Origin of the sequence: Rhizobium sp. WCS2018Hpa-16 (assembly GCF_031843705.1) — a bacterium.
Lineage (GTDB): Bacteria > Pseudomonadota > Alphaproteobacteria > Rhizobiales > Rhizobiaceae > Agrobacterium > Agrobacterium tumefaciens_C.
Genome location: NZ_JAVTIX010000001.1, coordinates 921,506 through 934,220 on the forward strand (window position 1 = coordinate 921,506; position 12,715 = coordinate 934,220).

Consider the following 12,715-nt stretch of genomic DNA (forward strand, 5'->3'; position numbering starts at 1 on the left):
CCTTTAAGAGAAAGAGGAATAGGCCACGAACAGGCACTCGTCATAATCGAGCGCTTTTTTAGCTAGAAGGAATGGATCGCATATGACCCCTGATGTTCGCCCGCTCGTCGCTGGAAACTGGAAGATGAACGGAACACGCGATTCGCTCGATCAGATCAAAGCGATGGCTGAGGGTGTCAAAGGTCCGCTTTCCGAGAAGGTGGATGCGTTGATCTGCCCGCCTTCGACACTGCTCTATGTGGCGACTGCGCTGTGCGATGACAGCCCGCTTCTCATCGGCGCGCAGGATTGCCACCAGAACCCGTCAGGTGCTCATACGGGCGATATTTCTGCCGAAATGATTGCCGACTGCTTCGGCACGCATGTCATCGTTGGCCATTCAGAGCGCCGCACGGACCATGCTGAAACAGACCATCTGGTGCGGATCAAGGCGACGGCTGCCTATGCGGCCGATCTGGTTGCGATCATCTGCATTGGCGAGACGGCGGATGAACGCAAGTCCGGTCAGACGCTGGATGTGCTCAAGCGCCAGCTTGCTGGCTCCGTGCCGGATGAGGCCGTGGCTGAAAACACCGTGATTGCCTATGAGCCCGTCTGGGCCATCGGCACGGGTCTCACGCCCACCACGCAGGATGTGCGCGAGGCTCACGCCTTCATGCGTGACGAGCTGGTCAGGCGTTTCGGCGCTGAAGGGCAGGGCATGCGAATCCTCTATGGCGGCTCGGTCAAGCCAAACAATGCGCTGGAGCTGATGGGCGTCGAAAATGTGGATGGCGCGCTGATTGGCGGCGCCAGCTTGAAAGCATCCGATTTCCTCTCCATCTATGCCGCATATGAGCAATTGACGGCTTGATACCGTCTTTCGTCTCTCAGGGGGTTGGAATACGCTTTCGCCTCATGTAAAGAGCCGCAAACTTCTTCATTGTGCTCCAAACGGGGCATGGAATGGATTGTCATGCAGAACGTACTGATTGTTATTCATCTCATGATCGTGCTGGCGCTTGTCGGCGTGGTCCTGATCCAGCGGTCCGAGGGCGGTGGTCTTGGTATTGGCGGCGGCTCGGGCTTTATGTCCGCACGCGGCACTGCAAATGCCCTGACACGCGCAACGGCCATTCTCGCGGCTTTGTTCTTCGCAACATCGCTCGGCCTGGGCCTTCTCACACGCTACGAATCGCGTCCAACAGATATTCTGGATCGTATTCCGGCTACACAGGGCCAGGGTAACGGCATTCTGGATACGCTTGGGCCTTCGTCGTCCACGCCTGCAGCGCCGGCGCAAAACGGCGTTCCATCATCCACGAATGGTGCCGCTGCACCGGCAACGCCTGCCGCTCCGGCACCGGCTACGCCCGCTCCGGCAAATCCGAACGCAGTTCCAACCGGTCAGTAAACCCGGTTGATGCATAACGCTCCGGCAGGCCAAAAGCCTGCCGGTTTTCTTTTGTTCATATTCCGGCCAGGCTCTGCCCTTCATCAACAGGTGAATGCAGGCTTTCAGAAATTTGGACTGGCGGAATCACTCTTTTAAAGGTAAGCGGTAAATCCCATGGCGCGATATGTATTCATCACAGGCGGCGTGGTCTCCTCACTTGGTAAGGGCATTGCGGCCGCAGCACTCGGAGCGTTGTTGCAATCCCGTGGTTACCGGGTGCGGCTTCGCAAACTTGACCCCTATCTTAATGTCGATCCCGGCACCATGAGCCCCACCCAGCATGGTGAGGTGTTCGTGACGGATGACGGCGCGGAGACGGACCTCGATCTCGGTCACTACGAACGCTTCACGGGGCGCTCGGCTACCAAGACCGACAACATCACTACGGGTCGGATTTACAAGAACATCATCGATAAGGAACGGCGCGGCGATTATCTCGGCGCGACGGTGCAGGTCATTCCGCACGTTACCAACGAAATCAAGAATTTCGTGACTGAAGGCAACGAGGAATACGATTTCGTCATCTGCGAAATCGGCGGCACGGTGGGCGATATCGAAGCCATGCCGTTCATGGAAGCGATCCGTCAGGCCAAGAACGACCTGCCACGCGGCACGGCCATCTTCGTGCATCTGACGCTGATGCCTTACATTCCGGCAGCTGGCGAGTTGAAGACCAAGCCTACGCAGCACTCCGTCAAGGAATTGCAGGCCCTGGGTATTCACCCGGATATTCTGCTGGTACGTGCCGACCGGGAAATTCCGGAAGCCGAACGCCGCAAGCTTTCTCTGTTCTGCAACGTGCGTCCTTCCGCCGTTATTCAGGCGCTGGATGTTGCCAATATTTACGACGTGCCGATTGCCTACCACAAGGAAGGCCTCGACAACGAGGTTCTGGCTGCGTTCGGCATCGAGCCTGCACCAAAGCCACGCCTTGAGCAGTGGGAAGAGGTTTGCAACCGCATCCACACGCCGGAAGGCGAGGTTACGATTGCCATCGTCGGCAAATATACTGGCCTCAAGGATGCGTATAAGTCGCTCATCGAGGCTCTGCATCACGGTGGCTTTGCCAACCGCGTGAAGGTCAAGCTGGAATGGATCGAGTCTGAGGTCTTCGAAAAAGAAGATCCGGCGCCCTATCTGGAAAAGGTTGATGCCATTCTCGTTCCCGGCGGTTTCGGTGAACGCGGCTCGGAAGGCAAGATTCGCGCAGCACAGTTTGCCCGCGAGCGTCAGGTTCCTTATTTCGGCATTTGCTTCGGCATGCAGATGGCGGTCGTGGAAGCGGCCCGCAATCTTGCTGGAATCGCGAACGCCTCATCGACCGAATTCGGCACCACGCAGGAACCAGTCGTCGGCCTGATGACCGAGTGGGTGAAGGGCAACGAGCTTGAAAAGCGCAATGCTGCTGGCGATCTTGGCGGTACGATGCGTCTGGGCGCTTACAAGGCTAAGCTCAAGAAAGACACGCGGATTGCCGATATCTACGGCTCCACGGACATTTCCGAACGCCACCGCCACCGCTATGAAGTGAACGTTGATTACAAGGACCGCCTCGAAAACTGCGGCCTCGTCTTCTCCGGCATGTCCCCGGATGGCGTTCTGCCTGAAACGGTGGAATACCCTGACCACCCATGGTTCATCGGCGTGCAGTACCACCCCGAGCTCAAGAGCCGCCCATTGGACCCGCACCCTCTCTTCGCTAGCTTCATTGAAGCTGCGGTGGAGCGCAGCCGGTTGGTTTGAGGCATCAGTGCTGAGATCAAATTGCAGAAGGCCGCAGTGATGCGGCCTTTTTTTATTGAGTCTATTCGCGGAACCTCTGCCATTGGACGCCTGATCTGACCAACAGCGATGGCTGGCCTGCGGGTGCATTTCTGGCAGCTGAGATAGGCGTTGCTAATATCCCTTAGATTTTAATGGTATTTAAATAGAAGCTGTTTAGTCGTTAACCAGACAAGTTTACCGAGCCGCGATGATCGCGAGCGATGGTTGTCATCAATCATCAAAATGCCGATTTCTCCGTAGTGGCACTGGCTTTGCTCAGTGAGCGTCTTCTTGCGTGCTGCTACGCGTTTGGCGATCAACAGGGTTCCCCAAAACATGTCATTTCTTAAAAATGCGAGCATACGCACCAAGATCCTCGCTCTCGTCTTACCGCTCTGTATTGTGGGATTGAGCGCGACGGCGTTTATGTCAAACAGCTTCAAGAGCGCTGATAACAGCTACACGGATTTCATTTCCAACGATACTGCTGGCGTGACAGCAATGTCTCGCGCAAATAGAAACCTTGCAGCAACGGCCTATGCCGCATACCAAACCCTGGTCTATGGCAGTGATACTGCCGGCATGAAGGCAGCCTTAGCGCTTTATGCGGATGCCAAAGCCAAGCTCTTTGATCGGTTGGAAACGACGGCTAAACTTCTGCCAGCTGAAAAGCCGGCTCTCGACGCCTTTATTTCCAAGTCGAAAGAGGTGATTGCCTTGACCGACGAGGCTGTCAAGCTTGGCGCAAACGATCAGGATGATGCTGCCAAGGCCGCTCTGGCGAAAGCAGATTTGTTGATCGTGCCGCTGGCAGCAGATGCAGCCAAGTTCCTCGATAAGGTTATGAAGGATGTTGCAGGCAGAAGTGACGCGCTGTCCCATCAGACGGACTCTACGATCTTTTGGTCGCTGACGATTGTCGGTCTGACATTCGCGCTTGGCATCATTGCTTCGCTAGTGGTTGCAGCAAAGGGCATTACCACGCCAATTGCGAGCCTGTCCAAGCGCATGATAACGCTGGCCAATGGCCAGACAGATGCGCCGGTTGATGGGCAGGATCGCAAAGACGAAGTCGGACAAATGGCGCAGGCTGTTGCAGTGTTCCGCACCAATGCGCTTGAGACCATTCGCCTTGAAACCGAAGCCGCAGCAAACCGCAGCATGTCTGAAAAAGAACGTGCAGCCAATGAAGCGCAGAAGGCCAAGAATGCTGAAGAAACGCAGTTTGCTGTTGATAATCTGGCAAAGGCACTCAACCGCCTGGCAGACGGCGATGTTGCCTATCGCATCGAAACGCCATTTGCTGCGCATCTCGATACGCTTCGCGCCAACTTCAACAGCTCCGTCGGCAATCTGAACGACGCTCTGCGTGCTGTTGGACAGAACGCCCGTGGCATCGACGCTGGCGCAAACGAAATCCGCTCCGCCGCCGATGATCTTTCCAAGCGCACCGAACAGCAGGCTGCTTCTGTTGAACAAACAGCTGCCGCGCTGGAAGAAATCACCACGACGGTGAAGGACAGCAGCAACCGCGCAGAAGAAGTCGGCCACCTCGTTTCAAAGGCCCGTCAGGGCGCTGAAAAGTCCGGCGACGTCGTTCGTCAGGCCGTAACCGCCATGAATGAGATCGAACGCTCCTCCGGTGAGATCACCAACATCATCAGCGTTATCGATGAGATCGCGTTCCAGACCAACCTTCTGGCCCTAAACGCCGGTGTCGAAGCCGCGCGTGCCGGTGAAGCAGGCAAGGGCTTTGCCGTTGTTGCTCAGGAAGTGCGTGAACTGGCGCAGCGTTCTGCCAAGGCCGCCAAGGAAATCAAGGCGCTGATCACAACATCTGGCGAGCATGTCCGCTCTGGCGTCAACCTTGTTGGCGAAACCGGTCGTGCGCTTGAGGTGATTGTCGGAGAGGTTCAGGAAATCAACCGCCACATCACCGCGATTGTTGAATCCTCGCGTGAACAGTCTGTTGGACTTCAGGAAATCAACACCGCCGTCAACACGATGGATCAGGGTACGCAGCAGAACGCAGCCATGGTCGAGCAATCGACCGCGGCCAGCCACAGCCTTGCGAAGGAAGCCGCATCTCTCAACCAGTTGCTGGCACGCTTCAACGTTGGAAATGGCGAAGGCGCAAGCCGCAGCGTTCCAGCTGCCCCGGCACCAAAGGTTGCGTCCAACCACTCAAGACCCGCAGCATCGCCAGCCCGTGCCCTCGGCCGCAAGATCGCCAGCGCCTTCGGCGGCGGTGCATCGTCTGCCGCAGTCGCACAGGACACGTGGGAAGAGTTTTAAGCTCTTGTGCGAATCCAACGGCTAGTGCGCTCCACGGCACACGGCCAACACATTGAGTGAAATACAAGGGCCGCAGCGATGCGGCCCTTTTGTATTGAAGTACGGTTTGCGCCAAAGGAAGCCATAGATGGTTCTGATGGTTTCGTGCTATTGGCATCCAGGTTTTGAAACTAGCACCTATCCTCGGTTACAGCATACGGGGTCTACACGAGTAAGGATCGAGCAGTGGCCCGCAAGAATAGAGATGAGTTCGTTTCATGGGACGAGCCTGCGCCTGAGCCGGTAGTCTGCCCGATGTGCGAGCGCGTCATCCCGGAGGATCAGAGAGACGAGCATCATCTCGTTCCCAAGAGCAAGGGTGGAAAGAAAACCGTTTCCCTGCACCGGATCTGCCACGACCAGATACATTCGATCTTTACCGATGCCCAACTCGCCAAGAAGTTTTCCACGATCGAAGCCATTTTGGAAGATCCTGCGGTGGAGACATTCGTGACTTGGGTGAGAACCAAGCCGCCTGGCTTTTCGGATTCTGCAAAGGAATCACGTCAGTCATTCCGTCGAGTCCGCTAATCGTCCCGGGCGAAAGTTTCAGCCGGAATAGAATGCTGCCGTAGCGGAAATGCGATACAAGCGAACCTCTGATCGTGTAGGTCGGGCAATCTTAAACACCTGCCAGAATTTGGCGCTTTCCCTTCGCAATACGACATCCGCGCGTCGTGCAGTCACCATCCTCGACTAAGCCGATCGTCTATACCATCGAGTATCTGCAGGTCTTGCTTGGGGGAGCGAGTTGGACATGAACCCGGCACGCGATCGTCTTAATGGCATCTACATGGTCATTGCCTCAGCGGTTATGTGGAGCACTGCCGGTCTTTTCGTTCGCATGGCGGATATGGATGTATGGTCCATGGTTGCATGGCGCTCGGGCTTTGCGGCAATCACGCTCGGCGCCTTCCTGCTTGTTAGACAGAGGACCACCAAGCGGCATCCGGCGAAGACCTTTGGACTGCCAGGTGTTGTGGCGTGCGTTGTGTCAGCCTTCACGGCGATAAGCTATATTGCGTCACTGCAATGGACGAGCGTCGCCAATGTCATGACGGTCTATGCCACTCTGCCCTTCGTCGCGACAGGTATCGCCTTCGTGTGGTTGCGAGATCAGGTAACGCACCGCTTCGTCATCGCAGGTTGCGTCGCTTTCATCGGAGTAGCAATTTCAGCTGGCGCGGCGGTTTCGGCAACCGATTTCATTGGAATCCTTGCGGCGTTTCTCATGACCGCGGGTTGCGCGACGCAGATCGTAATCGCGAAGCGTTTTCCCAGTATGGATTCCACGCTGATGACGGTCTGTGCGGCTATCTTATGTTTATGTGTTGCTCTGCCCTTCATGCAGTTTTCGCTTCCTGCGCCAACACAGCTTATCGCCTGCGCTTTTTACGGAGTCTTGACCACAGGTGTCGGCTATATTCTCCTGCTCCTAGGCTCTCGTCGCGTCGGCTCCGGGGAAGCTGGTCTGCTCTCGATGCTTGATGTCGTGCTCGGCCCTCTTTGGGTCCTGCTGTTCTACAAGGAGTATATCTCGCTTCCTGTTCTGGCCGGCGGGGCGGTCGTGCTGACAGCCGTAGCTTGGTACGTGATAGCTGACCGCAAGACTGTCTCTGCAGCGGTTTCAACCACGCCTTAGGGCCAAGCAGAATCGGTATTTTTGGCGCGCTACAGAAACTGTCAGCCTACCTCAGCCTCACCACCACACACTCGCCACCAGCCTGCAACTCCTCAGCAAATGGCGCACGCACAATCAGGCAATCCGCCTCGGCCATGATCTTCATCATCGAAGAATCCTGCTTGGTGAAGGTTTCGACGATGGGGTTGCCGTTCTCGTGGCCGATGATGCGGGCGCGCAGATAGTCTTGGCGCTGGTCGTTGGCTTTTAGCGTTGTGGCGGTTTGAGCGGAAGTCTCGCGGGAGGTGGGCTTGCGGTGGCTGAGTTTTTGGATGAGGGGTTCCAGAAACAGGAGGCTGCAGACGAGGCTTGCGACGGGGTTGCCGGGGAGGCCGAGCACCTGCATGTCACCGATTGAGCCGACCATCAGCGGTTTGCCCGGGCGCATGGCGATGCGCCAGAAATCGAGTGCCATGCCTTGCGCTTTAAGCGCCGCCTGCACCAGATCATGATCTCCAACCGAAGCGCCTCCGAGCGTTACCAGCACGTCGGCTTTGGCGGCTATGGCGTTGTCGATGGCTGCGCGTATGAGCGCTTCGTCATCGACCACGATTCCGAGGTCGAGAATTTCTGCACCGGCCTTCCGCGCTAATGCGGCGACGCCGAATGTGTTGGAGGCGACGATTTGCGCTGGATTGGGCGAGCCGCCGGGCGGCACGAGTTCATCGCCGGTGGCGAGAATAGCGACAAGCGGTTTGCGAAAGACCGGCAGTGCCGCATGGTTCATGGCAGCGGCGAGGGTGATATCGGTGAAGGTTAGTTCCGTTCCGGCCTTGAGGACCGTTTCCCCCTCGGCAAAATCCTGACCACGGGGACGGATATGTCGCCCTTCGGTGACCTGGAAAGTCGTGCGGATTTTACCCTCGCCGATCACCTCGGCATCTTCCTGAATGAGAACGGCGTCGGCACCCTCTGGCAATGGCGCACCGGTGAAAATGCGCACGGCCTCGCCTTCGCCGACATGGCCCGCAAAGGCGTGCCCTGCGGCGGCCTCACCAATGACGGTCAGCAAGGAGCCGATCTGTGGGGCATCGACGGCCCGCAGTGCATAGCCATCCATGGCAGAGGCGTGGAACGGCGGCTGGGTGAGGCGGGCCTTGAGATTTAGCGCAAGCACGCGCTGGTCTGCGCTCTCAAGCGGCACAGTTTCCACAGAGGTGATAGGGGTCGCTGCAGCCAGCAATCGGCTTTGGGCGTCCGCAACGGGCAAGAGAGGTTTCATGGGGGGTGTCCTCTTTTATGAGCGCGATGCAGGTCGCAGAACGTCTTACGCCTTGTAGTGACCGGATTTTCCGCCAGTTTTTTCCAGAAGGCGGATGGAGCCGATTTCCATGCCCTTATCAGCGGCTTTCGCCATATCGTAGATGGTGAGGCACGCGACAGATACGGCGGTCAGGGCTTCCATCTCGACGCCCGTCTTGCCGGATAGCTTGACGGTCGCCTCGACCCGCAGCCCGGGCAGGGCGTCATCCTCGGTAATATCGACGAGGATTTTTGTCAGCAGCAGCGGATGGCAGAGCGGAATGAGGTTCGATGTCTGCTTGGCGGCCATGATGCCGGCCAGACGCGCTGTGCCGATGACATCGCCCTTCTTGGCGTTGCCGTCGCGGATGAGATCAAGCGTTTCTGGCTTCATCTTCACGAAGCCTTCGGCGACTGCAACGCGGGTGGTTTCGGCCTTTTCGCCGACATCGACCATGTGGGCTTCGCCGGAGGCACCGATATGGGTGAGCTTCGCGTCGTCGCTCATTCAGCAGCAATCGCGTTTTCGCCATTCAGCAGCGTGCGGGTAGCGGCCGTCACATCGGTCTTGCGCATTAGGCTTTCACCCACCAGGAATGTTGTGATGCCTGACGTCTGAAGGCGCTTGCAGTCTTCGTATGTGAAGATGCCGCTTTCACCGACCAGCAATTTATCGCCTGACACCATGGATGCGAGACGCTCGCTGACATCGAGGCTGACCTCGAATGTGCGCAGGTTGCGATTGTTGACGCCGAGCAGCGGAGAGGCGAGTTTAAGTGCCCGCTCGGTCTCTTCCTCGTCATGCACTTCCACCAGCACATCCATGCCAAGCGAGAAGGCTTCGTCTTCGAGACGCTTTGCTTCATCATCAGAAAGAGATGCCATGATGAGCAGGATGCAATCGGCACCCCAGGCGCGGGCTTCATGCACCTGATAGGTTTCAAACATGAAATCCTTGCGAAGTGCGGGCAGGGAGCAGGCGTTGCGCGCTGCTGTCAGAAACTCCGGCGCGCCTTGGAAGCTCGGCGTATCCGTCAGTACGGAGAGGCAGGCCGCACCGCCAGCTTCATAGGCTTGCGCCAGCGAAGGCGGGTCGAAATCCGGGCGGATGAGACCCTTGGATGGGCTGGCCTTCTTGATCTCGGCAATAAGACCGAAGGCACCGTCTGCCTGTTTGCGCTTCAACGCATTGTAGAACCCGCGTGGTGGCGCTTGGTCAGCAGCCATCGCCTTGAGATCATCAAGTGAAACCCGGGCCTTGGCCGCCGCGATTTCCTCGCGCTTATAGGCTTCGATCTTCTTCAGAATGTCGCTCATGGCTTTGCCCTATTCCTCGTTCGAAACGGCAATCAGCCTGTCCAGCGCAGCCGCAGCTTTGCCTTCGTCCAGGGATGCGCTCGCGATTTTCATGCCTTCCGCCAGCGTTCCGGCCTTGCCGGAAACGACCAGAGAGGCTGCCGCGTTACAAAGAGATACGTCTCGATAGGCATTTTTGTGACCAGCCAGAACTTCGCGCAGCGCGGCCGCATTGGCAACGCCATCGCCACCCTTGAGGTCATCGATGCTGGCGGGTTCAACGCCGAAATCGGCAGGTGTCAGATCGAATGTTCTGATCTTGCCGTTTTCCAGCGCCGCGACATGGGTGGTGCCTGTCGTGGTGATTTCGTCCAGGCCATCGCCATGCACGACCCAGACCGATTCTGAGCCAAGGTCACGCAGCACTTCGGCCAAGGGTACAAGCCAGCGCGGAGCAAACACGCCAAGTAACTGCTTTTTTGCGCCTGCCGGATTGGAGAGCGGGCCGAGCAGGTTGAAGATTGTGCGGGTGCCAAGCTCGACGCGGCTGGGGTTCACATGGCGCATGGAGGAATGGTGACGCTGTGCGAACATGAAGCCAAGCCCCGCCTCTGTGACGCAGCGGGTGATCAATTCCGGCTCAATATCCAGCTTCACGCCGAGCACCGAGAGGGCATCGGCAGTGCCGGACTTTGAGCTCAAAGCACGGTTGCCATGCTTGGCGACTGGCACACCTGCACCCGCCACAATGATGGAGGCCAGTGTGGAGATGTTGTAGGTGCCGAGACCATCGCCACCCGTGCCGACGATATCCATGGCATCGGCGGGTGCCGTGACAGGCAGCATGCGCGCACGCATGGAGGAAACCGCACCGACGATTTCATCAACCGTTTCGCCGCGCACCCGCAAGGCCATGAGAAAGGCGCCGATTTGCGATGGCGTTGCCTCGCCGGACATCAGCACGTCAAAAGCCTGACGTGCCTCTTCCCGGTTGAGGCTTTCGCCATTGGCAACCTTCGCAATCAGCGGCTTTAAATCAGCCATGTCACGCCCCCTGAAGTCCAGTTTTAATAAGCAGCCGTCATAGCCTGATCTGCCGCAGCCTGATTGATGGTCACACCATAATCATTCTGCAGGCGATTGACCATCTGGTCGAGCATGTCGTCGCCAGCGGCGCTGGCCATGGCTGTGACCTGCTGATCGCTGTCTGCAAGCGCGTCTGTCGAGGTGCTTGTGTTGACCTCGGTCACCTTGAACAGGATGCGGCTGGAACCTTCAGTATCTGGCGCAGTGCCGACGAGGCCATTTGCGCCTGCGAAGACGGCAGCCACTGCCTGCTGGCCCAGAACCGCATCTTCACTCGTGCGGCGAAGGCCCATCTTGTTTTCAACGGAAAGGCCCATCTCGCCGGCAATTGCTGCAAGCGTTTCGCCCTTTTCAGCGCGCGCCTTCAGCTCGTCTGCCTTTGCCGCAAGCGCTGTGCGCTGCTGCTCGGCAGTCCAGTCGGCAACAACCTGCTCCTTGACTTCGCTCAAGGTACGGTCGCGCGGCGGTGTAACCTGCTGGAGGTCGAACCATACGTAACCATCACGACCGATATTCACGGCTGGTGCATCTGCACCCTGCTCGGCCTTGAACACCTCTGCGATGAGGGCAGGGGTCGGCAGACCTTCGACGGCAGTGCCCTTCTCGTCTTCGCCCTTTTCATCGATTGCATTGACGGTAACGGGCTTCAGCTTGAGCTGCGTTGCCGCATCGCTCAGCGACGAACCACCGCCACGCAGATCTTCGTAACGGTCATGAACATTGTTCAGTTCTTCCGCTGCATTTGTCGTGGCAAGGTTGGTGCGAATTTCTTCCTTCGCCTCATCCAGCGTCTTCATGCTTTCATTCTTTATGCCTGTGACGCGCAGGATAACTGGGCCAAATGCGCCATCGACCACAGGCGAAACGCCGCCATCCTTCTGGATTGCAAAAGCTGCCTCGGCGACGGATTGATCCGGCACGGTGTCTTTCGTGAACTCGCCAAGTGTTACGTCTTCAGGACGCTTGCCCTGATCCTTCACCACCTGATCGTAGGTCGTCGTGCCAACGCGAATCTGCGTCGCAGCGGCTTCGGCCATTTCCTTGTCGGTAAATGTCAGCTGCTCGATGGTGCGGCGACCGGCTGTGCGGAAATTGTCTTTGTGCGCGTTGTAGAAGTCGGCGATCTGCTGGTCGGTAATCGCTGCCTGGTCTGCAATGTCGGAAGGCTCAAGCTTCACATAGGTGAACTTGCGATATTCCGGAGCGCGATACTGTGCCTTGTTCTTTTCAAACCATGGAGCAAGAACGTCGTCGCCCGGTGCCTTAACCGGATCGATATTGGCGTTGGAAAGCAGCACGTAGTCAATCGAGCGCTGTTCATCGCGATACTGCTTCAGCGCATCGACCAACACCTTAGGCGCTGTGAAACCATCCGAAATGGCATCGACGATCTGGCCGCGCACGGCAACCTTGCTGCGTTCTTCGACGTAATCGTCTTCGTTGAATCCTGCACCACGCAGGCGCTGGCTAAACAGAGCGCGGTCAAACTGGCCGCCCGGTGCCTTGAAGGCAGGATCTTCCGCGATCAGCGTGGCAAGGCGGTCTTCCGAAAGTCCGAGGTTCATGTCCGATGCAAGCTGGTCAAGTGCAGCACCTGCGGATAGCTGGCTGAACACCTGACGGTCGATTCCGAATGCCTTGGCCTGTTCCGTCGTCAGGCGCGTGCCGAACTGGCGGCCTACATCTGCGAGCTGGCGCTGATAGGCAAAGCGAAACTCGTTCTGCGTGACCGCCTGGTCGCCAACTGTCACGACAGAATGCGAGTTAGGAGACACCAGAGATGCGGAAACGCCCCACACGCCGAAGGAAAGAACGAGGAGGAGAAGAAGAATCTTCGCCGCCAGGGTACGAGAAGCATTTCTCAGGGAATCGAGCAT

At 57.6% G+C, this 12,715-nt stretch carries 11 protein-coding genes; 6 read left to right on the plus strand and 5 right to left on the minus strand.

Annotated features, from left to right (window positions below; all coding sequences use genetic code 11):
- The first annotated feature begins 82 nt into the window (after positions 1-82).
- The 6 genes from tpiA (at position 83) to RQI55_RS04690 (ending at position 7,175) form a co-directional block, all read left to right on the plus strand.
- Positions 83-853, plus strand: coding sequence for a triose-phosphate isomerase (gene tpiA / locus RQI55_RS04665; RefSeq protein WP_243255905.1), 771 nt, complete (start codon positions 83-85; stop codon positions 851-853).
- Positions 854-955: 102 nt separating this feature from the next.
- Positions 956-1,393, plus strand: a complete 438-nt coding sequence (secG, locus tag RQI55_RS04670; protein ID WP_042619731.1) for a preprotein translocase subunit SecG — start codon at positions 956-958, stop codon at positions 1,391-1,393.
- Positions 1,394-1,549: 156 nt separating this feature from the next.
- The gene (locus tag RQI55_RS04675; protein WP_192066819.1) at positions 1,550-3,178 is read left to right on the plus strand and encodes a CTP synthase; all 1,629 of its coding nucleotides are present in this window, start codon (positions 1,550-1,552) and stop codon (positions 3,176-3,178) included.
- Positions 3,179-3,535: 357 nt separating this feature from the next.
- A complete protein-coding gene (locus RQI55_RS04680) occupies positions 3,536-5,494 on the plus strand; it encodes a methyl-accepting chemotaxis protein (RefSeq protein WP_243255907.1) in 1,959 nt (652 codons plus the stop codon).
- 225 nt (positions 5,495-5,719) lie between these two features.
- The gene (locus RQI55_RS04685) at positions 5,720-6,064 is read left to right on the plus strand and encodes an HNH endonuclease (RefSeq protein WP_243255908.1); all 345 of its coding nucleotides are present in this window, start codon (positions 5,720-5,722) and stop codon (positions 6,062-6,064) included.
- Between the two features lie 226 nt (positions 6,065-6,290).
- Positions 6,291-7,175, plus strand: coding sequence for a DMT family transporter (locus RQI55_RS04690; RefSeq protein ID WP_243255909.1), 885 nt, complete (start codon positions 6,291-6,293; stop codon positions 7,173-7,175).
- A 46-nt stretch (positions 7,176-7,221) separates the two neighbouring features.
- Here the strand turns inward: RQI55_RS04690 and glp are convergent, their stop codons facing one another.
- Genes glp through RQI55_RS04715 form a run of 5 tightly spaced genes read right to left on the minus strand, consistent with a single transcriptional unit; the run spans position 7,222 to position 12,715 of the window.
- Positions 7,222-8,436: a gephyrin-like molybdotransferase Glp gene (gene glp / locus RQI55_RS04695; protein WP_243255910.1), complete on the minus strand. Its 1,215-nt coding sequence runs from the start codon at positions 8,434-8,436 to the stop codon at positions 7,222-7,224.
- A gap of 45 nt (positions 8,437-8,481) precedes the next feature.
- The gene (moaC, locus tag RQI55_RS04700) at positions 8,482-8,964 is read right to left on the minus strand and encodes a cyclic pyranopterin monophosphate synthase MoaC (protein WP_243255912.1); all 483 of its coding nucleotides are present in this window, start codon (positions 8,962-8,964) and stop codon (positions 8,482-8,484) included.
- Positions 8,961-9,773 carry an indole-3-glycerol phosphate synthase TrpC gene (gene trpC / locus RQI55_RS04705; protein WP_243255913.1) on the minus strand — a complete coding sequence of 271 codons (813 nt, stop codon included), beginning with the start codon at positions 9,771-9,773 and terminating at the stop codon, positions 8,961-8,963. Before trpC ends, moaC begins: the two co-directional genes overlap by 4 nt.
- Positions 9,774-9,782: 9 nt before the next feature.
- Positions 9,783-10,796: an anthranilate phosphoribosyltransferase gene (gene trpD / locus RQI55_RS04710; RefSeq protein ID WP_042619383.1), complete on the minus strand. Its 1,014-nt coding sequence runs from the start codon at positions 10,794-10,796 to the stop codon at positions 9,783-9,785.
- 23 nt (positions 10,797-10,819) lie between these two features.
- Positions 10,820-12,715, minus strand: coding sequence for a peptidylprolyl isomerase (locus tag RQI55_RS04715; protein WP_042619384.1), 1,896 nt, complete (start codon positions 12,713-12,715; stop codon positions 10,820-10,822).